General features: G+C 70.1%; 19 protein-coding genes and 3 pseudogenes. 9 read left to right on the forward strand and 13 right to left on the reverse strand.

The genetic code is table 11. The annotated features are described in order from the left end of the window. Positions 1-234: 234 nt before the first annotated feature. Both OG472_RS02530 and OG472_RS02535 read right to left on the reverse strand, forming a co-directional pair. On the reverse strand, positions 235-1,518 hold the full coding sequence (locus OG472_RS02530) for an AI-2E family transporter (protein WP_401614138.1): 1,284 nt from the start codon (positions 1,516-1,518) through the stop codon (positions 235-237). A 324-nt stretch (positions 1,519-1,842) separates the two neighbouring features. After that, positions 1,843-2,181 (reverse strand): MerR family transcriptional regulator, encoded by a 339-nt coding sequence (locus OG472_RS02535; protein ID WP_401614140.1) that lies wholly within the window; start codon positions 2,179-2,181, stop codon positions 1,843-1,845. Positions 2,182-3,517: 1,336 nt separating this feature from the next. Between OG472_RS02535 and OG472_RS02540 the strand changes: the two are divergent. Continuing rightward, positions 3,518-3,958 (forward strand): annotated as a pseudogene (locus tag OG472_RS02540) (serine/threonine-protein phosphatase); the annotation flags it as partial. Positions 3,959-4,510: 552 nt separating this feature from the next. Here OG472_RS02540 and OG472_RS02545 read toward each other — a convergent pair. Continuing rightward, positions 4,511-6,622, reverse strand: a complete 2,112-nt coding sequence (locus OG472_RS02545; RefSeq protein WP_405940792.1) for an MMPL family transporter — start codon at positions 6,620-6,622, stop codon at positions 4,511-4,513. 73 nt (positions 6,623-6,695) lie between these two features. Between OG472_RS02545 and OG472_RS02550 the strand changes: the two genes are divergently transcribed. Continuing rightward, a complete protein-coding gene (locus tag OG472_RS02550) occupies positions 6,696-7,190 on the forward strand; it encodes a MarR family winged helix-turn-helix transcriptional regulator (protein WP_385809461.1) in 495 nt (164 codons plus the stop codon). A 1,502-nt stretch (positions 7,191-8,692) separates the two neighbouring features. Here OG472_RS02550 and OG472_RS02555 read toward each other — a convergent pair. From OG472_RS02555 to OG472_RS02575, 5 genes are all read right to left on the reverse strand, one after another. Next, on the reverse strand, positions 8,693-8,860 hold the full coding sequence (locus OG472_RS02555; RefSeq protein WP_401614144.1) for a hypothetical protein: 168 nt from the start codon (positions 8,858-8,860) through the stop codon (positions 8,693-8,695). Between the two features lie 206 nt (positions 8,861-9,066). After that, positions 9,067-10,065, reverse strand: coding sequence for a barstar family protein (locus tag OG472_RS02560; RefSeq protein WP_405940793.1), 999 nt, complete (start codon positions 10,063-10,065; stop codon positions 9,067-9,069). Positions 10,066-10,312: 247 nt separating this feature from the next. Beyond that, a complete protein-coding gene (locus OG472_RS02565; RefSeq protein ID WP_401614148.1) occupies positions 10,313-11,167 on the reverse strand; it encodes a PEP/pyruvate-binding domain-containing protein in 855 nt (284 codons plus the stop codon). Further along, a complete protein-coding gene (locus OG472_RS02570; protein ID WP_405940794.1) occupies positions 11,164-12,870 on the reverse strand; it encodes a PEP-utilizing enzyme in 1,707 nt (568 codons plus the stop codon). The genes OG472_RS02565 and OG472_RS02570 overlap by 4 nt, the downstream gene beginning before the upstream one ends. A gap of 18 nt (positions 12,871-12,888) precedes the next feature. Next, the gene (locus tag OG472_RS02575; protein ID WP_401614152.1) at positions 12,889-13,512 is read right to left on the reverse strand and encodes a TetR/AcrR family transcriptional regulator; all 624 of its coding nucleotides are present in this window, start codon (positions 13,510-13,512) and stop codon (positions 12,889-12,891) included. 83 nt (positions 13,513-13,595) lie between these two features. On the opposite strand from OG472_RS02575, the gene OG472_RS02580 reads away from it, so the two are divergent. The 3 genes from OG472_RS02580 to OG472_RS02590 all read left to right on the forward strand — a co-directional run bounded on the left by OG472_RS02580 (position 13,596) and on the right by OG472_RS02590 (position 14,446). Next, positions 13,596-13,907 carry a transposase gene (locus OG472_RS02580; RefSeq protein ID WP_401614154.1) on the forward strand — a complete coding sequence of 104 codons (312 nt, stop codon included), beginning with the start codon at positions 13,596-13,598 and terminating at the stop codon, positions 13,905-13,907. A 147-nt stretch (positions 13,908-14,054) separates the two neighbouring features. Then, a complete protein-coding gene (locus OG472_RS02585; protein ID WP_401614156.1) occupies positions 14,055-14,183 on the forward strand; it encodes a hypothetical protein in 129 nt (42 codons plus the stop codon). After that, entirely contained in the window at positions 14,177-14,446 is a 270-nt protein-coding gene (locus tag OG472_RS02590; RefSeq protein WP_405827423.1) for a hypothetical protein, read from the forward strand. Before OG472_RS02585 ends, OG472_RS02590 begins: the two co-directional genes overlap by 7 nt. 163 nt (positions 14,447-14,609) lie before the next feature. On the opposite strand, the gene OG472_RS02595 is transcribed toward OG472_RS02590, so the two are convergent. Both OG472_RS02595 and OG472_RS02600 read right to left on the reverse strand, forming a co-directional pair. Continuing rightward, a complete protein-coding gene (locus OG472_RS02595; protein ID WP_401614158.1) occupies positions 14,610-14,927 on the reverse strand; it encodes an isoamylase early set domain-containing protein in 318 nt (105 codons plus the stop codon). Positions 14,928-15,248: 321 nt separating this feature from the next. After that, positions 15,249-15,578, reverse strand: a complete 330-nt coding sequence (locus OG472_RS02600; protein ID WP_405827425.1) for a helix-turn-helix transcriptional regulator — start codon at positions 15,576-15,578, stop codon at positions 15,249-15,251. Between the two features lie 127 nt (positions 15,579-15,705). Here OG472_RS02600 and OG472_RS02605 point away from each other — a divergent pair, with 127 nt between their 5' ends. From OG472_RS02605 to OG472_RS02615, 3 genes are read left to right on the forward strand one after another with little or no spacing between them, the layout of a single operon-like run. Further along, positions 15,706-16,059, forward strand: a complete 354-nt coding sequence (locus tag OG472_RS02605) for an STAS domain-containing protein (RefSeq protein ID WP_405940795.1) — start codon at positions 15,706-15,708, stop codon at positions 16,057-16,059. Positions 16,060-16,088: 29 nt separating this feature from the next. Continuing rightward, entirely contained in the window at positions 16,089-16,604 is a 516-nt protein-coding gene (locus OG472_RS02610) for a DUF5133 domain-containing protein (protein ID WP_401614164.1), read from the forward strand. Between the two features lie 53 nt (positions 16,605-16,657). Next, entirely contained in the window at positions 16,658-16,879 is a 222-nt protein-coding gene (locus OG472_RS02615) for a hypothetical protein (protein WP_405940796.1), read from the forward strand. A gap of 43 nt (positions 16,880-16,922) precedes the next feature. Here OG472_RS02615 and OG472_RS02620 read toward each other — a convergent pair whose 3' ends face one another. Both OG472_RS02620 and OG472_RS02625 read right to left on the reverse strand, forming a co-directional pair. Further along, complete coding sequence (locus tag OG472_RS02620; RefSeq protein WP_401614168.1) at positions 16,923-17,747, reverse strand: ABC transporter permease; 825 nt, start codon at positions 17,745-17,747, stop codon at positions 16,923-16,925. Next, positions 17,744-18,664 carry an ABC transporter ATP-binding protein gene (locus tag OG472_RS02625; protein ID WP_401614170.1) on the reverse strand — a complete coding sequence of 307 codons (921 nt, stop codon included), beginning with the start codon at positions 18,662-18,664 and terminating at the stop codon, positions 17,744-17,746. The genes OG472_RS02620 and OG472_RS02625 overlap by 4 nt, the downstream gene beginning before the upstream one ends. A gap of 639 nt (positions 18,665-19,303) precedes the next feature. On the opposite strand from OG472_RS02625, the pseudogene OG472_RS02630 reads away from it, so the two are divergent. Continuing rightward, positions 19,304-19,591 (forward strand): annotated as a pseudogene (locus tag OG472_RS02630) (histidine kinase); the annotation flags it as partial. A gap of 100 nt (positions 19,592-19,691) precedes the next feature. On the opposite strand, the pseudogene OG472_RS02635 reads toward OG472_RS02630, so the two are convergent. After that, a pseudogene (locus OG472_RS02635) lies at positions 19,692-20,217 on the reverse strand (transposase); the annotation flags it as partial. Between the last annotated feature and the right edge of the window lie 215 nt (positions 20,218-20,432).

Raw genomic sequence — 20,432 nt, forward strand, 5'->3', positions numbered from 1 at the left:
CCCGCCCGAGCATCGACCACATCCTGCACTGGTCACACTGGCGCCGGCGACGACAGTTCCAGGCCCGCGTCAGCCACTACAAACGACGCGGCCACACCCCGCCAGAAACTACCCAACCGTCACGGCAAACACCGTTGCAGTACTAGCCCCCGGCAACAGACCCCGGCCGCACCAGCCCGGTGAAGCGGGCTGCGGGCTGCAGGCCGCAGGCGTCCTACGCACCCAGCCTGGGCGTCAGGCGGGTTCCTGGTCCGGCTCCGCGGGCGGATCCGCCCGCTCCTCGTCGACCGCCACGGGCGGCCCATCCGCCGAACCGTCGTCCCCGCCGTTGGCGCGCAGATGCCCGATCACCGTGTTGCCCACGGCGACCAGCGGGACGGCGACGACCGCTCCGCCGATGCCGGCGACCACTCCGCCGGTGGCGACGGCCAGGACCACGGCCAGCGGGTGAACCCGTACGGCCCTCCCGAGGATGAACGGCTGCAGCACGTGCCCCTCGATCTGCTGGACGACGAGCACCACCAACAGGGTCATCAGCGCGGTGAACACCCCCTGAGTGACCAGTGCGATGACCACCGCGAGGGCCCCGGACGCGACGGCGCCCACCAGGGGCACGAACGAGGCCAGGAAGATCACCACGGCGATGGGCACGGCGAGCGGCACGCCCAGGAAGTAGATGCCGAGACCGATGAAGAGTGCGTCGATGAAGGCGACAATCAAGGTTCCGCGGACATAGGCGGTCAGGGTGCCCCAGGCGGCCGGTCCCGCGTCGGCGACATCCGGCCGGGCGGCGGCGGGGACCAGCTTCAGCGTCCACTGCCAGATGCGCCTGCCGTCGTACAGCAGGAAGAGCGTCGAGAACATCGCCAGCAGCATTCCGGTGATGATCTCCACCAGGACGGTCACGCCCCGGAGCCCGGTCGAGGTGATCTCGCTGGTACTGGTGCCGATGGCATCGCTCAGGCTGCCGGCAACATCGTTGATCTGCTGCTCGGTCACGTGGAAGGGGCTGTCGAGGAGCCATCGTTTCAGTTCCTCGATGCCTTCCTGGAGCCGCCCGGACAGATTGTCCAGGTTGTCGAGCACTTGCCAGACGACGAACCAGCCGATCAGCCCCAGGACGACGAACCCGAAGAGCGCGGTCAGGACGGTGGACAGCCCCCGGGAGAGCCCCGCACGGTGCAGCCGGGCGACCGTCGGTTCCAGCAGGGCGGTGATCAGCAGCGCGGCCGCGAAGGCGAGGACGACGAGCCGGACCGAACCGATCACCCGCATGACGACCCACAGGGCGGCCGCGAGGACCAGGAACCGCCAGCCGGCCTCGGCCGCGACCCGTACGCCCCAGGGCACCGCCCGGGCGGGGTCCGGGTTGCGCGGACGGGCCCGGCGGGTCTCTGCGACACGCTGCCGCTCGGCCAGCAGCTCGGCCTCGTGCCGCGCCTGAACCTGTGTACGACGCTCACCGAGCGCCGCGGCGCCGTCTTTCACACGACCGAACCACGTACGGATTCCAGGCATGCGGAACCTCCTCCTCAGCCGGCCGTCTGCCCCGGCTTCGGGGAATCACGCCGGTGCGGCCCGACGCGCTCGGGGAGGGTTCGGACGGACTTCGAGCGAATTTCGGACGTACCGGGGCGTGCGAGGCTGGGAAGGCCGAGCCTGCGGATCTGCGCCCGCTGTGGGACAAGGCCAGCGGTCTGTGTGTGGCGCCACCGCCCAGCCCCGAGGACTACCCCCGGGCCCCACGCACGCTAACCGCCCGTACTCCCGCTCCTCCTGCCCCACCAGCTGAAACCGCCGATACGAACCGAGGGCCCGCCGGTACCGGCGGGCTTCCCTGTGTCAGGCCGAAGTCGTCGGATTCGCTGATTCGGCGGCGCGGCGGTATTCGGCGTTGATGCGCTGGGCTTCTTCGAGCTGGTCTTCGAGGATGACGATGCGGCAGGCGGCCTCGATGGGGGTGCCCTGGTCGACGAGTTCCCGGGCACGGGCTGCGATGCGCAGCTGGTAGCGGGAGTATCGGCGGTGGCCGCCCGCGGAGCGGAGCGGGGTGATCAGGCGGGCTTCGCCGATGGCGCGGAGGAAGCCCTGGGTGGTGCCGAGCATTTCGGCGGCCCGGCCCATCGTGTAGGCGGGGTAGTCGTCGTCGTCGAGACGGCCGAACGAGTCGTCTGCTGTCATGGAACCTCTCTCGTGGAACGCGTGGAGGGGCCCTGGCGCCGTACGGCACCAGGGCCCCGAAGGAACTGCTACACCATCTGCCGGCCCTGATACTGCGCCGACCTTCTGTATCCGCAGACCCGACCGATACGCCATCGGGGGTGCGGGGATCGCGGTTGCTTGACCGGAGACCACCTCACTATCGATGTCCTGCGGTACCCGGACTCAAGAATTCCGCCCGGGCGATCCTGATGGCGCCCAATCCCTCCGTTCTTCCCTCGGTGATCAACTACTTACCAAACGGGAACTGCTTACTGCTGTTACTCGAACTGCTTGTACCGCTACTGCGAACTGCGTGTACCGCTGGTGGCCTCTCACAGCGCCACATCGGCAGCCAGCCCCGTCGCCCGTCCTGCGTCTGCTCTGGCTTAGAACCCCACTGCCGAACTTCCCGGTGCGCGCGCCCGCAGCCGACGCCTTCACCGAGGTACTGCTCACTGATTTCACTGCTGGGTACTGCGACTGCACTTACGGGTACTGCCACTGCGGTTACTGCGGTACTGCTCACGGCGACCCCTGATCACTGCGGGCCACCCGGTCCGGCCGCCAGTCCCGTCGCCGTCCTGCAACAACCCTGGCTTCGGAACTCCACCACCGCACCGTCCTGCGCACTGCAACTGCGGGTACTGCTGCCCGGCAGTTCGTCTCTGCCAGGCCCTGCGGTCTCTCTGGGCTACGAGAAAAACCATAACCACGCCACCACCAAATGTCTACTCTGGCCAACTTAGATTTTCAGATGCCCGCCCCTGAGGTAATCGGGTGCTGTCGGGTTGAACGGCTGTCGGCGGGGGCACCCGGGCAGGCAGAGCCGGACTTCACCATCACGGGACCCGGAGGGCCAGATGCGTCATCAGCCGCACTCCCTCCACACCGGCACCGGGCCGAACCCGAAGGGGCTGAGGCCGGGCCTGCCCGTCGGGAGGCACATGGGCCGGGCGAGCCCCACCCCCGAAAGGCGCCTGCCTCTGCCCCACCAGGGGCCTGCCCGAATCAGCCGGTGCTACGCCGGCGGGCTGAGCACCCCGCGCCCGTCACGCGGTGCGGCGAAATGCTCTCCCGGCCTGAGGTAAGCACCGCAGGGAGCGCAACGGTGAAGGCGCCGATCGCGGTGAACACCGCCACGGCGGCAGCGTAGGACCGACCCGGTTCGACGGACTTGATCGGCCCGACTGCCGCGCCAGCAGGATGACCTGCACTGACACCCACCGCGGTCAGGTCAGTCGTCCCTGACGGGCTGATCCATGTCGCGGTTGTAATTCCGTCGTTTCGCGGGAAAGAGAACTCTGTGGAGGCCGATGTGGCGCGTGAGCGGATCGGACTGGCTGAGGTGCTGGCAGCGGCAGAAGCAGCCGCGCCAGTGGACTCCCTCGATGTCGTGGCGCGCAATCTCCGTGACCGGTTCGGCGCGGGGTACGTGTCGTTCCTGTTCGTCGACATCGTTGGCCGGCGCCTGCTGCGCGTCCACGACACGGCGGCCACGCACCAGGAGGAGCGCGCCGAACAGGTTCCCCTCGCCGGCAGCAGCGTCTACGACGAGGTCCTGGGCAGCCAGAGACTGGTGCTGGAATCGGACGGGGAGCAAGGTCAGCGTGTGCTTGCCCCTGTCACCAACCGCGGCGACACCATCGGTGTCCTGGAGCTGTTCCTGCCACAGGTCACGCGGGATGTGCTGGAGCAGGTGGAGGAGGCGGCGCACGCGCTGGCGTACATCATCGTCACCGACCGCCGCTTCACCGACTCCTGCGTCTTCTGCGTCCTGGCTGGCCGGGACGTCCTGGTGCGCGCCGTACGACTGTGCTGGGCCCTGGGCTTGGACCTGCCCACCTGGTACTTCTCCCGATCCATGATCAAGCCGATGCGGCCCTAGCGTCCGGAATGTCAGTGTCGGCCCCTACGCTGCGCCGCAGCGCGGGGATAGCTCCCCTGCACCGTCGGGTGGGAGATGACGATGACACGCGGCCGTCCACGCAAGGACCCATGGGAGCCGGCGGAAATCATGCGCGCGGCGGGCCTGGAGCCCCTGGTGCCCTACCCGGGCACCGGCGCGCCGTGGCGATCGGCATCTGGCGTGCGGGCGCGAGGTCACCCCGCGCCTGGGCAACATTGCCAAAGGATCCAGGGGTTGCGTGTACTGCGCGGGACTGGCTCGGATCGAACCGGAGGCGGCGGCCGCGGTGATGCGGGCGGCCGGCCTGGAACTGCTGGAACCGTACCCGGGCAGCGCGTTCCCGTGGAAGAGACGAAGACCCTGCCAAGCGACATCTTGGCTCGGGAAAGGTCTTCGCGCCGGTCAAGGGATTCTGGGAATTCGAAGGTCAGCCGGGACAGCAGTCCGTGCCAGTGCGCTGGGCCACCACGCGCGGGGGCCGATGTCGATGACGAGGGCCGGTACGAGCAGTGAGCGTACAACGAGGGTGTCGAGCAGGACGCCGAAGGCCACGATGAAGGCGATCTGGACGAGGAAGGCCAGGGGGATCACCATCAGTGTGGCGAAAGTCGCGGCGAGGACGACGCCGGCGGAGGTGATCACGCCTCCCGTAGTAGTGAGCCCGCGTAGGACGCCCTGGCGGGTGCCCAGGGTGAGGGATTCCTCGCGAACACGGGACATGAGGAAGATGTTGTAGTCGACGCCGAGGGCGACCAGGAACACGAACCCGTAGAGCGGTACGGAGGCATCTGTTCCGCTGAAGCCCAGCAGGTGCTGGAAGACGAGGGCGGACACTCCCAGCGTCGCAAGGAAGTTGAGGGCGACCGTCGCCACCAGCAGGACGGGGACGAGAACGGAGCGCAGGAGTGCGACCAGGATCAGCAGGATGATGCCGAGTACGACCGGAACGATTACGGTACGGTCGCGGGCCGAGGTCTGCTGGGTGTCGAACTGCTGGGCCGTGTAGCCCCCGACCACCGCGTCGGCTCCCCGTACCGCGTGCACCCGCTCGCGCAGCAGCTGGACCGTCTCCTTCGCGGCGTCGCTGTCGGCTGTGGCGTCAAGTGTTGCGTCCAGGCGCACCCGGCCGTCCACGACCAGAGGCGCGCCCGAGCCCGGCCTGCCGCTCACGGTGGCGGGAACGACCGCGGCAACACCGTCCGTGCCCTCGGCGGCCGCACGTACCTCAGCGGCCCGCCCGGCGTCGGTAATGATGACGGCCGGATTGCCCGAGCCGCCGGGGAAGTGCCGGGCAAGGGTCTGCTGGGCGCCGACCGAGGGCGCGTCGTTGACGAAGATTTCGTCCAGGGGCACGCCCGTGGACGACAGGGCGGGAGCGAACCCGGCCAGGACCACGAGCAGGAGTGAGGTGGACACCCACACGCGCCGCGGCGCCCGGTCGATCAGCCCGGCGATCCGGCGCCACACGTGGTGGCCCTCGGCCGTGGCGTCGGCCGGCTTTGGGGTGGCGGGCCAGTACGCGGCGCGGCCCAGCAGGACCAGAGCGACCGGCAGGAAGGTCAGCGAGCTCAACAGGGCGCAGACGATGCCGATCGCCCCGACCGGGCCGAGGGCGCGATTGTTTGTCAGGTCGCTCGCCAGCAGGGCCAGCAGCCCCAGGGCCACGGTTGCCGCACTGGCGGTGACCGCTCCGGCCGACCGGCGCACGGCAGCCAGGGCCGCCTCTGTACGGTCGCCGCGAGCGGCGAGCTCCTCCCGGAACCGCACTGCGACGAGCAGGGCGTAGTCGGTCGCGGCCCCGATCACGAGGATCGACAGGATCCCCTGGACCTGGCCGTCCACGCGGACGGCGCCCCGGTCGGCCAGCACGTAGACCACCGCGCAGGCCAGGCCCAGAGCGAACACCGCGCTGATGATGATCACCAGGGGCAACAGCACGCTGCGGTAGACCAGCAGCAGGATCAGGAGCACTGCTCCGAGCGCCACACCCACCAGCAGGCCGTCGATACCGGAGAACGCGTCGGACAGGTCCGCCTGGCTGGCCGCAGGTCCGGCGATCTGGACCGAGGTGTCCGGAACCCGCTGCGCGGCCTGCCGCACCTCGTCCAGGACTGCCGGGATCTCCTCGCCCAGGTTGGTGGCCAGCGGCACGACGGCTTGGAGTGCCTGGCCGTCGGCAGAAGTGAAGGCGGGGGAGGGCGGAGTGGCGATGCCGGGCTTGCCTGCGAGACCGCCCATGGCCTGCGTGGCAGCCTCCTGCTGTGCGGCGCTGACCTGGTTGCCGTCCGCCGTCCAGACGATGATGGCGGGAATGGAAGGCGACGTTTCGAACGCCTTGCGGGCTTCGAGGACCTGCGTCGACTCGGCGTTGCGCGGCAGGAACGCCGCCTGGTCGTTGGTGGCGACCTCGCCCAGCTTCCCCGCGTACGGTCCGAGAGTTCCGCCGACGCCGAGCCACACGATCAGCAGCGCGAGCGGCACGATCCAGCGCGCCCAGCGTGGTGTGTTCTTCAAGGTGAGCCCCTCACTCATGAGATTAAGTCATCCATAAAGAATGTCAACGATCGAGAGACTATATGCTCTGATCATGCGTGACACCGACAATCCCTCGCCTTCACTTCCGGCCGACGACCCGATCGGGTTGCAGTCCTTCGCCGTCTTGCTGCGCCGGATGAACGCCGAGTTCAATCGCATCGCGCAGGAGTTCGCCCATGCCCAGGGCCTTCACCTCACCGACGTCCAGGCCCTCATCGCCGTGCTGGACGCGGACGACGGCGAAGAGGCCGGCCCCATGACACCGGGCCGGCTCCGCAAGCAGATGAACCTGACATCCGGTGCCATGACCGCATGCCTGGACCGACTGGAGAAGGCTGGCCACATCCGCCGCGTCCGGGCAGCCGACGACCGCCGAGTGGTCCACCTGCACTACGCGAAGGCAGCCAAGCAGGTCGCCCGGGACTACTTCCGCCCCCTGGCTCACGGTACGGACACCGCCCGCGCCCGCTTCAGTGACGCCGAACTCCACGTGGTGGTGCGCTTCCTCGCCGAGATGAACCAGCAGCTAGCCCTCGTAAGGCGATGAACCCCCGCCAGGCTGCGCCAGACACTAGAGCCCGGTGGATTAGGGCAGACCGGACGGTGCCCGACGTGGGAGCTGGGCCGCGAACAAGGGCCATCCCGTGGGGAATCCGAGCATCCCAGAACGACCACGGCTGCGATGGGATGTTCGGGCCTGTCGCGAACGTGCTACCGAGGCCGCTCCCCCGGGCGGCCTCGACCATCGCGGCGGTGACGAGGGTAAAGCCGGCAGGGGCAAGCATGGTCCGGCTGGCCACTTGGCCGCTGCGCACCGCGGTCCCCCTCGGGCGGCTGGGCTGCTGCGGTGCTGAGTCGAGGGCGATCCGGGGGGCCGCGCGAATGCCATTGCCTGGACCGCGCCAGTGATCGCGACGCGTGCCGCCGCGGGGCGGCGTCGGGTTCACCGAAGGCGAATTCTGCGCGAACGTGGATCTTGCACGGTGTGCAGCGGACGGAGCGGACTCGCAGTGCCGGTCCACCCGCCTGGGACGGGTGGACCAGGTGTTCGACGCTCGTGCGGCTGAGTGCGGCCTACCGGCGTGGAGGCGCACAGGGGCAAGAGCACGGTCTCCCGGGGTGGTAAAGGCCGGGACCACCAGCCACACGCCCAGGGCTGCGGTCCCAGAAGCTCAGGCGCGGCGGTGGCCGGCCTTCAGGCGCAGCCGACGAGGACGCCGCAAGGGGCTCCTGGCCCCCAACCTGCCGGTAGATGGGGTTCGAGCGCATGCCACATCAGGAGGCACGACGCCGCAATGATCACGAGTGCGAGGCACCCAGCAGGCAGGCGCTGTGACCATGTCCTCGGGGCCCGCGCGGCGGCCGAGGCAGGCGTTCGGTGGGCCTGTCCAGCCGGGACGGGCGTGTGCTGCCTCACCCGGACAAGTGGAAGCGCGGCCTTCATGCCCGTCAGATGTTCGGTACGAGCGCGAGCGTATGGCCGCGCCAGCCGGGCGTGGGAGGCGTGCAGTACGCGGCTGCTTCCCGGCAGCGATTCGACCGCCGCCTGCCTGGCGATCATGCCTGCCCCCATGGGGCGCTTCGGAGCAGTCGGATCGAGTCGGTTGGACTGGCACGGGGCCGAGGCGCTCGAGCGCTGTGAGGCATCCAATGCGGGCCAACTGCGCAGACTGGTGGGCACCTACGCCGGGGCGAATGAACTTGCGGTCCTGTTTTGGGGCAATCGTGCGGCCGTCCATTGCGCTCGAGGCTGCCCTGGTGGCAAGCCATGCGGAAGCGGTGCTGGACTGCTCTCCTGTGTGCTGGATCTATCTCACCGACTGTGGGGTGCTGATCGAGTTTCAGGATGGCGAGGGGCGGACGGCGGGAGAGGTCCCGCGCTGACGCAGCAGATCCCGGCGCGGAGGAGCACTGCGAGGGCTCTGGGTGGGTAATCGAGGCGAGCAGACCTGCGCCCTGACCCGAGTACAGGGTGGGGAGGGCATCCCGGTCTCGAACTCACGACACCCCAGTAGGGTTAAATCCAACATTTTGGTGGGGTTAATTTTGCTAGGGTTCGGGGTCGAGGTGGGCCATGCCGAGCCAGGAAGAGCTGTTCGAGGCGGTGGACGCACTGCTGGAGGGCGAGCCGCGGCTGCCGTCTCCGGCGGAGCGGGCGCGGCTGCGTGAGGCGGCCGGTGTCACACAGGCCCGGCTCGCGGCCGCGTTGAAGTCCACGCCGCAGACGGTGAAGAACTGGGAGAACGGCCGCTCCGAGCCGCGCCCGCCGCGCCTGCAGGCCTACCTGCGGCTGCTGGACGGCTGGGCCGAGCGGTACCCCGCGCCGGCCGTCGCACCCGCGCCTGCACCGGTTCCGGAGGCGTTCACCGGCCCTGTGGAGCAGCCCGATCAACACGTCGTTGCGTGCCGTGCAACCGTTCTTGTCATCGTCCTTCCAGTGCGGGTACAGCTCCCGCTTGTAGCCGTCCCGGATCTCCTCCGCGATCGGCAACGACGTGATCGCCTCCGTGAGCGTGTACTCGTCGGCATGGGCGGTCGTCGGAGCCAGGACAGCGAAGGCCAGGGAAACCGCGACGACACCGCGGCAAAGACTCGTGATCATGGTCCGGTGATACCGGTCGCATCACTACCAGTACGACCCCGCCACAGGGCATCTCACCCAGCCGGTGGCACAAGTTCACCGAAGAACCGATCATGCACCCGCCCCACCCTCGACCCGGCCGCGTCATGCCCGTCCCGCTCCAGCGGGCCGCGCTGGGCAACCGCTGGACCCGACGAGCAGGCCCGCCAACGGGCGCTTCACCGCATCCGTTTAGGCCGTCTGGGAGCCATGTCCGGCCAGGCGGCCAGACGGGGTCACCGCCCCACGTGTCCTCAGCGGTCAGGGTGAGGACCAGGCGCCCGTCCACCACGGCTGCGGCCACGTCCTCGTCGTCGACGGCGGCCTCGGCGAAATCGGCGGGTGCGACGCGGTCGAGCAGGAAGACGAAGTGCAGGGCGAAGGGTGAGCCGTACGAGTGGGGCTCACCGTCGGCGTCGACCATGAAGTTGGCCCGCCAAGCGCCCGCGCACAGGGTCCACACGAGATCACCGAGGAACTCCGCGCCCAGCAGCGGGTCCGCACCGTCGATCAGCACCGCGACGTCCTGCTTGCCGTGCCCGGGCCCGTGCCAGTCGCCGAGGCAGTCCACCATGGCATCCCAGTTGTGCCCGAAGTAGCCCGGGAACCCCAGCTCACGGGCGAACGCCCGGTACAGACAGCCCCTCTCGTGCAGCTCCTCACCGTCCAGGCGCAGGACGATCCCACCCCGGGCCCGCAGCTCGGCCTCGGCCGCGGCGACCCAGGCGTCGGCGGAGGAGGTGAAGGTGAAGGTGACCCAGGGCGATCGGCGTTCGGTGAGGGTGGGAAGGAAGCTGCTCATGGGGCATGCTCGCACCCCGCCCGCCCCGGGCGCCTTCGGACTACGTCCGCGGCCTGGGGTTCTGGCCCTTTTCCCGTCCGATCTCGCGACCAGCGCAGACGGTGCGGGAACAGCAGCACACTTCACCGCATCCGCTCAGCCGGGCCGAGAGCCCCGACCGGCCGGGGGGGCAGGCTCTGGCCCGCGCGCAGCTCGCGGAGCCCGAGGGCCCGCGCGTCCCGGGCTGAGGTGGGCGGCTACGCAGGGGTCAGTGCGGGGGCACTGCGCCGGTCATCGGTCGGCGCTGGAGCAGACGAAGACGGTCGGCGACGAAAGCCCACTCCAGGTCCTGCGTCCCGCCGAAGACCTGCTCGCAGCGGGCGGTGAGTTCCCGCAGGCTCTCCAACCGCGTCTCGTCGAGGCAGAGTCGGTGAATTCGGTCGGCGGGGACCGGGACCTGGCTCGTTCCGCCGGCCAGCGCGGGCTCCACGGCCAGGTCCTTCATGCCCGCCGTGCACTCGATCACCCGGCCGTCGCGGCGGACCCGGTAGTGATCCGGTACGACCAGGCCGCTGACCACGGCTTCGCCCAGGCCCCAACTCGCCTCGATCACCAGGACGTCGGAGCCGTCGAGGGGGTCTCGGGAGAACAGGACTCCGGCGCACTCGGGTACCACCAACTCCTGTACCACCACTGCCACTCTGGGCCGGCCGGGCAGCCCGAGCCGCTCACGGTAGGCGAGCGCGGCGGCCGAGTGCGCCGAATCTCTCACCGTTCGGACCGCCTCGGCCAGCCCGTCCGGACCCCGTACGTTGAGGCAGGTGAGGTGCTGTCCGGCGAAGCTCGCCCCGGCCGAGTCCTCGCCCAGCGCGGATGAACGCACGGCCAGCCCGCCGCCCTGCAAGTCGGTGGTCGACACGTGCAGGGCAGCGAGCGCCTCGTCGTCGCCTGCTGCGACGACGTCGACGAACAGCCATTCCAGGGCGATTCCTTCCGGTACCGGTAGACCGGCGCGGGCGGCGGCCGCGAGCTGTGAGGCCTTGCCGCCGTACCGGCTCTCGTCGGTGGCCAGGCGGAGCGGCACCGGGGCGGACCACGTGCTCGGCGACAGCGGAGCGGTCATCGGACCACCGCCGCCTCTCCGGCCCGGCCGTCGACCCGCACCCGGGCGCCATCGGGTATCACCGCCGTGGCATCCGTGCATCCGACGACGCCGGGGATGGCGAACTCCCGGGCGACGATGGCGGCGTGGGAGAGCGCCCCACCGCGATCGGTGACGATCGCGCCGAGCAGTGGCAGGACGATGTTGAAGGCCGTGGTGGTTGCGCCGGTGACCAGGACGTCGCCGGGCTGGATGCGGTCGAACTCGGGCACGCCGCTGATCACCCGTGCCGTGCCCTCGTAGATGCCCGGGCTCGCGCCGAGCCCGTGCACGGTCCGCCCCTCGGTCCGCGCTGCCGGGTTGCTGAACATGGCAAGGACGATGGCCCCGAGGGCGCGTTCCAGGCGTGCCGCGGCGGGCGGCAGCCAATCAGGCGGCAGCGGGTCGCCCGGGGGTGGACCCAGCATCGGCGGCGCGTCCGCGTACCGGGCGTGATCGCGGTAGTGCGCCCGGGCGGCGAGTTCCGCGGCGTCGGGCCCGGAGCCCGTACGGACCAGGGCGCGCAGCTCGGCGTAGCCCGCCTCGGCCAGGTGGGCGGGTGCGTAGATCCGGCCCTGCTCGGTGAGCCGTCGGCCGGCCGCCAGGATCGCACGCCGGGTGAGGCCGATGGCCGGCAGGTCCGCGCACGACCCGCGCTCGTCGCGGAGCCGGGAGACCAACCGCGCCTCGGCGAGCAGCTCGTCGAAGCGGGAGCGATGCGGCGCGGGTACGGCGTCGCGAAGGTCGGCTGCCGCGTCGGCGCGCTGGTCGGCGTGGGCGTCCGCCTGGGGCCTCGTCGAGGAGGAGACCGCCGAGCGAATGGCCGCGAGCACGACGGCGGGCAACTCCGCCACGCAGGGATCGCCCACGTCCTCGCCATTGACGGGGCGCCAGCCCGCCGTCTCCAGGTAGTCGGCAAGGGCGGTACCCGTACGTCCCGCGACAGCCCCCAGCGCCGCCAGCAGCTCCTGGGGTCGCGCCGGGGAGGCGAGCAGCTCGCTCGCCCGGGGGTCCGCTGCCACGGCGGCGGCCAGCTCGGCCAGTTCCTCCCGGTCCGCCAGCGGGTCGGGGCTCGATCCTGCCAGCGGGGCCAGGATCTCGCCGGTGGTACGCCCGGTCCACTCCTGACAGTGTGCGAGCAGATCGCCCATCGGCAGCAGTGCCGGCATGTTGAACAGGTGGTGCAGGTAGCCGGCTCGGCGCTGATGCTCCCGGCACCGGTCGAGGTAGGCGAGCAGACTGCCGGTATCGAGGAGACCGGGCTCGACCTGCTGCAGTTCGCGCCGCTCGCGCTGGAGCCCGGGTCTGACCTCCTCGTCCCATCGGCGCAGGTCCTCGCGCCACAGCTTGCGCTCGAAGACGGTCGCGCTGGTCGCGAGCCTGGTGCGGATCTCGGGATGATCGGCGACAAGGCCTTCCCAGACCTCCCTCGGCGGGTGGTCCGTGGCGTCCGGCGGGGCTCCCAGCGGCTGCGGATGGTAGTAGCAGAAACCGTTCACGAAGGCCCAGTCCAGCCGTTCCAGCAGCGACCCGTAGCGGCGGAGGCTCTCTCCGAAGCCGCGATGCATCTCCTCGATGAAGATCTCGGCATGGAACCTGGTCACCGGGCGGGTGAAGTGGGTCGGGTCCAGGAACCAGGTACCCGGCCCCGGCGGAGCGAAAGTGCGTTCCGTGGCGATACTCATGATTCTCCTCCTCGCCGGTCATCCGCTCGGGTGGCGTAGCGGGCCGTCCGGGTCTCGCCGCAGCTCGTCCGTGAGGACCCGCACCGCCCAGGCGGCGGCCATGCCGGCCTCCGCCCCGTCGAGCCCCGCCTGCAGCCGCATGGCCTGCCAGGCCGGGGCGCTCACCAGCATGTAGAGCACGGCGACCGCGCGGCGGCGGGCTACCGGGTCGGCCTCCGCCGTGAGCTCGGCCAGCGCCGCCTCCACCGAGTGGAACCGGTCCCCGCGGCCCTGCTCCCGCAGCGGCCGGGCCGCCTTGGAGTTCAGCATGGCGAGCATCAGTGGCGCGTGCTCGTCGTACGAGCGGTAGAGCTCCGGCGCCACGCGGCGCAGCCCGTCCAAGGTGTCCGGGTAGGACTGGGTGAGCACGTGCAGATTCTCCTGGGCCCACCCGCTCCAGGCCGCGAAGAGCGCCTCCCTGGTCGGGAAGTGCCGGTAGACGGTGCGGACGGCGACGCCTGCGCGCTCCGCCACGAGCGGGATGGTCAGCTCTTGGACGCTTTCGTCGGCGATGGCCTCGGTGAGCGCGGCGAGGATCAGCTGCCGGGTCTGCTCAAGCTGCCCGGCACGCAGCGGACTCTCGTACGCGCGCTTCTCTTTCATGGCACGTCGACAGTACTCCAATTCATGCCAAACTGTCGAGAAACGGTATAAATATTCCCAGAGAGGGATGGAGGCCGAGGGGGATGTTGGACGGACATCCGGCCCTCATCGGCTGCCTGGGAAGGTCGGTGAGCGCGAGGGCCGGGAGGTGGAACCGAGCGCGGGGATCATCGACGCGCACGCAGTCGGTGCGGGCCGCCGCGTCAGTGCCGGCCGCCTCACGCGGCTACGACGGCGGCAAGAAAGTCCCGGGCCGCAAGAATCACGTCATCACTTACACCCTCGGCCTGCTCCTGGTCGTCGCCGTGACCGCCGCTAACGTCGGTGATCGCGACGCGGCCGTGCCCCTGCTTCAGAGGCTGCGGTCGCTGCACCAGGAGATCACCCTGGTCTGAGCCGACGGCGGCGACATCGGCGGCCTCAGTAACTGGGCGAAAGAGAAAATCGCGCTCACCCTGGACGTCGTCAAATGCGCTGACGACATAGAGGGGTTCGCGGTACTGCCCCGTCGTTGGGCGGTAGAGCGCACGTTCGCAGGACTGATGCACTCGCGCCGTCTGCCCCGTGACTACGGGACCCCGACCGCCAACAGCGAGTCGATGATCCTGGCCTCGATGATCGCGCGGATGGGCCGCCGCCTGGCCCAGCCGCCCGCTTCCGGTCGGTGCTGAACATCCCCGATGCCTCCTGGACCAGCCACCCTGGCTCCGCCAGGCGCTCGGCCTTCGACCGCACCACCTCGGTCTTGGGGCTGGCCGGCGCGAAGAAGCGCACCACCAGTTCCCCGGGAACTTCCCGTTCCCGGTCGCTGCAGGCGCTGACCAAGGCCGAGCTCTACGAGAAGGCCACCAAGGCCGGTATCCGCGGCCGATCGGGCATGAGCCACGACGAACTCGCCGACGCCCTCGCCAGCGCCAGCGCCAAGAGCAGCTGACAACCTCATCGCACACTCTGGGCTTAAGCGCTGCGCTTGGAAGTCCGTTGGATGGCAAGGCGCTCGGCCGTCCGCCGGAGGGTGCTCATGGACCATGGGACCGCTCGGGGCAGCAGGCCGGGGGCCCGTTCGGGCGGCGGGGGCGGGGTCGGCGTGTGCTGGATCAGGTGTGGATGCGGCTGTTGGTGCCGTCGTGGTGGTCGGCGTGTTCGTCGTCGAACCAGTAGTCGCCGGCGGCGAGGTAGCGGAAGGAATGGCTGCTGTGTGCGGGGAGCGAGACCTCGGCCGCGCGGGTGCCGTCGCCTCGGGGCTCGAGGGGGTGGGCGGCGGGGTTCCAGTGGTTGAAGTCCCCGACCACGCTGACCGGCCCCTGCGGGGTGTCCTCGGGTAGGACGAAGGTGACCTGGGTACGGCCCTTGAGCCGCTTGCGTTCGAGCACGTAGATCTCCAGCCGTGAGGGGGGTGCGACGGACTGGTGCATCCTCGCCCGTACCCCGGGTCGGCCATTGTGGGACCGGCCGCGTTGTGCGGGCGGGTCACCCGACCGGCAGTGCGAACGGGCGGTCAGGCGCAGGGTGCGCGGGTTTAAGGATTCGGCATCCGTAGCGGGGCCCGGCCGGGGCGGTTGTCTCGTCCGGCCGGGCCCCGCGTGCGTGGACCTCGTATCGCTCTGCCACCGTGCCATGCGCTAGGCCGCACTGCCCGGCGGGGCGCAGGTGGCGTAGGCCGGTCAGGGGTTCCACGGTCCACGCCCCGGGTGTGACGTGTCGTGAGGTCCGCTGGCCTTGGATGGAGGTGCCGGTCAGGCCCGCGGGGGTCTGCGGTGGCTCGTGGGCGGGTCGTCGGCGAACAGGGCGAGGAGCCCTGCGATGTCGCGGCCTGCTTCGGCGGGGTGGCGGAACTGTGCCCCGGGGGTGATGCGGTAGTGATTGCGTCGTCCTTCGCGTACCCGGGTGAGGTATCCCTCCTGCTCCAGGTCCGCGACGATCGCCTGGACGGTCCGCTCGGTGAGCACGCAGGTCTCGGCGACCTCCCGGAGGCGCACTTGGGGGTCGCGGGCGAGGGCGAGCAGGACGCGGGCGTGGCTGGTCAGGAAGGTCCATGACCCGTGAGGAAGGCCTTCATCACCCATGCCTCAAGTTTGCGCCTGTTTTGTATATACGTCCTGTTTTTCACGTTTTTATTGACGTAGGTGGTTCGAATGCCGACGATGCTGTTGGGAAGCAAGAACCAGCCCCAGAACATGTGGGGAGGCAGCCATGACCGCCACAGCGTCCGACCGTCGCCTCTGCTCCCCGAAAGCGACCGGCCTGAAGGTCGGGGTGATGCCCGGTCCGCAGACCGGCCAGGTCCAGGTCGTGGTGAGCGGTGAGATCGACCTCGACAATGTCGCATTCCTCCACGAGGTTCTCCTGACCGCGCTCGTCTCCCCCCGCGCCGCCCTCCTCGTGGATCTGGAGCAGGTGACCTTCTGCGACTGCGCGGGCCTCAACACGCTCCTGGCCGCCCGCCACGCGGCCCTGACGGACGGCCGCGACCTGCACATCACGGCGGCCGGCCCCCGGGTGGAACAGCTCCTGAACCTCACGGCCACCCGCTCGCTCCTCATGTGAAGGTGCGCGCTCGAAGGCAGGTGATCCCCATGACCGCCTCCATCCCCCTCGCCCGGGGCGACGAAGCCCGCCCCCGCAGCGACGAGACCGCCACCGCACAGATGCCCTCCGACCGGGCAGTGCAGTGCGCGGTGGGAACGCTGATGGCGACGACCCCAGCCACGGCCCGCGAGGCCGAGCGCATCCTGTCCGCCGCGGCCGCACGGGCCGGCCTGCCCGAGACCATCCTGGCCGCCGCAGTGCTCGACGCCGCCCGCGGCATACCCGTCCCGGCCCGTGCCGAGCGAGCGCTGCGCCAAGCCATCCGCACGGCCCGCACCCCGGAGCCCACACCGTCCTCGGGCCCGTACCTGCTGCCACTGCGGGAGGACACCGAGAAGGCGCTCGGCCGGTTCTTCGAGACCCGCCTGCGCCTGACCGCAGCCCCCGCGGACCTGGAGGCACGCGGCGCTTTCGAGGACTCCCTGTTCACCCTGTGCGTCCTCATGGGCCGGCCCTGCGCCGCCGAGGCACTGCACGAGGCCGTCCAGTACACCGAAAGCTGACCGTGTGCCCCGAAGCCCAAGGCCGCCCGTCGACAAGGGAGAGTCGGTCGATCATGAACGCCAAGAAGCAGTACCCGGGCCCGAAACTGCTTCCCGACGAGGGCGCAGCCGTGGACGAGCACGGCCGCCCGCCGCGAGCCCCGTCCCGGACCGGTCCCGGCACCGGCCCCGACGCCAGCCGTGTGGAACGTGCAGCCGAGGAAGGGGACGTGCGGGAGACCGGAGCATCTCTGTCGGCGAACCTGGACAAGGGGAAACGCGCGCCTGCCGAATGAAACAGCCGGGGGGGGGCGGGAAGTGCGCGTCCTGGAGGCACGCTCACACGTCGCGGTGCCTGACGACGAGCACGGCGAGTGCGACCATGATCAGCGGCCAGAGCGCGTACACGATCCAGGAGCCGGGGACCGTGGCGGTGTATCCCAGGGATCCAGGATCCGGCTCCCAGCTCTGGACCAAGCGCTTCCAGGCCGCCGACACCATCGCGTGGTTGATGTCCGCCGACCAGCGATCGCTCTCCGAGAACATGGGCGGCAGCATAAGTAGGGTCAAGACGCTGGTGACCATGGTTGCAGCGCTGTGCCGGAGCAGGACGCCGAGGCCCAGACCGATCAGTGCGCAGACCGGGGCCAGCAGCGCGGATGCCACCAGCGCCCGGATCACCCCGGGGTGAGTGAGCGGGACCTCAGTGTGCCGCCCGCTGAGGATGGCCTGGGAGACCAGGAAGGAACCGGTGGAGATGACCGTGCCGACCGCGGTCCACAGCGCGGCGGTGACGGCCGCCTTGGCCAGCACCACCGAGCCGCGGGCGGGGACGGCCACGGTGGTGGTGCGGATCAGGCCGCTGCTGTACTCGCTCACGACGGTGAGGGCGCCCATGCTGCTGGCGACGAGTATCAGCGTCCAGTAGCCGGCTGGCGGATAGGCGTCGTAGGGCAGGAAGTCAGGGGGGCCGGAGCGGGCGGCGTTGTCCGCGAGCGTGGCCACGGCGGAGGACCCGATGACGAACAGGACGGTGAGTGCGATCGTCCACGGTGTGGAGCGCAGGGACCGCATCTTGATCCACTCGGAGGCGAGCAGGTCGCGGAAACGGGCGGGTGGCCCGGTGACCGGGGTGGTCGGGAGGACGGAGGCGAGTGTGGTCATCGGGGCTGTCCTGCCTGGTATTCGACGCTGTCGGCGGTGAGTTCCATGAAGGCCGCCTCCAGTGAGGCGGTGTGGGTGGTCAGCTCGTCCACGCGGATCCGGTTCTCGAAGGCGAGCGCTCCGATTCGGTCCGCCGGGAGCCCGGTCACGGCGAGTTTCCCGACGCCTCCCGGGCCTTCCGGTTCGACCGTGGCGCCCGCCGCGGTCAGCACGGCTGCCAGCTCGGCGGCCTGTGGTGTCCCGACCACGACGCTACGACGGGTGCCGCGGGCCGCGAAGTCTCGTAGCGACTCGGCGGCGATGAGGCGGCCGCGGCCGATGACTACCAGTTGATCGGCGGTGTTCTCCATCTCCGACATCAGGTGGCTGGAGAGGAAGACGGTACGTCCCTCGGCGGCCAGACTCCGGAAGAGTCGGCGTACCCAGAGCACGCCCTCCGGGTCCATGCCGTTGATCGGCTCGTCGAACATGAGCACGGGCGGGTCGCCGAGCAGGGCGGTGGCGATCCCCAGCCGCTGCTTCATGCCGAGGGAGAATCCGCCGATGCGACGGCTCGCCGCCTCGGCCAGCCCCACTTCCTGGAGCACCTCGTCCACCCGGCGCCGCGGGATGCCGTTGCTGCGCGCCAGGGCGGACAGGTGGGCGACGGCGCTGCGTCCGCCGTGGACCTGTCCGGCGTCGAGGAGTGCGCCGACGTGCCGCAGTCCGCGCGGGTGGTCGTGGAACGGGACGCCGCTGACAGTGGCGGAGCCGGTGGTGGGAGTGTCCAGGCCGAGGATCATCCGCAGGGTGGTGGACTTGCCGGCTCCGTTGGGGCCGAGGAATCCGGTGACCTGACCCGGCTGCACGGTGAAGGACAGATGGTCGACAGCCGTCTTGCGGCCATAGTGCTTGGTGAGTTCGTTGACTTCGATCATGGCACCCACACTGCCGGGAGGACGCCGTACGGACATGGGGCTGTGGGAGGCAATCGTGCGGTCGGGTTGGCCCGTGGGCGTACGTCCCGGGGCTAATGCCGCGTGGGCAGCGGGCCGGCTAGTCTCGCAGAGTGGACCTCATAACGATCACCCCGTTGCCTGTGCGTGTCGCGCACCGCGGCCTTGCTCCCGCGACGGGGACACGCCGCCGATGACGAGAACCGAGACCGTGGCCTGGGCGGGGGGTGCCCTCTACCTCCTCATGGTGGGTCTGCTGGTGGGGGCACCCCGCGGGCATCGGGCACGGTCCACGGTGTCGGGTCGCTGCTGGCGGTGAGCCTGCTCGTCGGCGTGGTGCGACGGAGGCCGCTGCCGGCTCTGGCCAAGGCGCTCTTCGGATCCACTACCGTGGTGGTGGGCACTCCAAGCTCCGTCCATGCGGACATGTCGGTGGGTTATCAGGGCCAGTTCCTGTCGTTTCTGGCGGTGGATCTCGTCCTGGGCTTCATCGTCGCCACCTGTACTCGGCGAGCCTCGCTCGCTGCCGTGGCCGTGTCTCTCGCCGTGCAGCTCCTGGTCATCGGCGTCTTCGCGCACGGGGACAACCTGACCGTCAACGTCGTGATCGCCCTTTTGGCGATGGCCGCATCCTGCACGGTCGGTCTGCTGAGTCGCGAGCGCCGCGAACACGCGGTGGCGCTGCGTTCGCAGGAGGTGGCCAAGGCCGTGACCGCCGAAAGGCTACGGATCGCACGGGAACTGCACGACATGGTCGCGCACAGCATCGGCATCATCGCCATCCAGGCCGGTGTGGGCAGCCGGGTCATCCAGACCCAGCCCGCCGAGGCCCGCGAGGCTCTGCGCGCCATCGAGGTCACCAGCAGGGAGACCCTGTCAGGCCTTCGGCGCACGCTGGTGTCGCTCCGTCAGGCCGACCTGGGTGCCGTACCGGAGCAGTCACCACTCGCACCTTCGCCGGGGCTGGCGGACGTCGAACAGCTGGCTGCAGCGACCGCGGATGCGGGGGTACGCGTCGACGTGCGCCGCAGCGGGGAGCAGCGACGTCGTCCTCGGGGCCGAGCCGGACGGCGTCCAGCAGCTGACACCAGGAGGTGCGGCCCGCCTCCAGCGCGGCGACGAACGAGTACGGCCAGCCCGGGATCATCAGGTGCTGGTCCCAGCCCCGGCCGAAGGTGTGGCAGAACAGGCGGCCCGCGCTGCACTCCGCGTCTGGCCGCAGCCAGTTGCTCACGTCCACCGCCAGGACGAGCCGGTCGTCGGCCGCGCGGGGCTGGGGCAGCGCGGCCAGCGCCCGCCGCAGCCGCACCGCGTCGATGCGGCCGCGGTTGAGCGCGTCGTACAGCGCACCGCCCACGACGGTGCTCGGCCAGCAGCGTCAGGTCCATCGGCGACGTCACCGGCCCGTCCGCGCACAGCAACGCGTCCGCAAGCTCGAACAGTTCGTCACGCCGCGCGCTCAGACACGCGAAGAAGGCCTCCCGGAAGTGTGACGCTTCCGCGAACGGCTCCCGCTGGACATCGTGGTACAGCAGAGTCGTTCCCCCACGGCCTTCGTGTTGATCGCGTGTGTCCCTGGTCGGAGCACTGGTCAGACGAAGGCCGTGTCCACGTCCGGCGAACACCCGGATGAGCGATGCCGTTCTATGCATCGTTCGGGGTCGGTGACCCGTCTCACCCGAGGTTTGACCGCACGAGGTTCGGCCCGTTCATCAGCGGTTGAACAGCACGGCTGGTGGCCACGGCAATG

Source organism: Streptomyces sp. NBC_00207 (assembly GCF_045160965.1).
Lineage (GTDB): Bacteria > Actinomycetota > Actinomycetes > Streptomycetales > Streptomycetaceae > Streptomyces.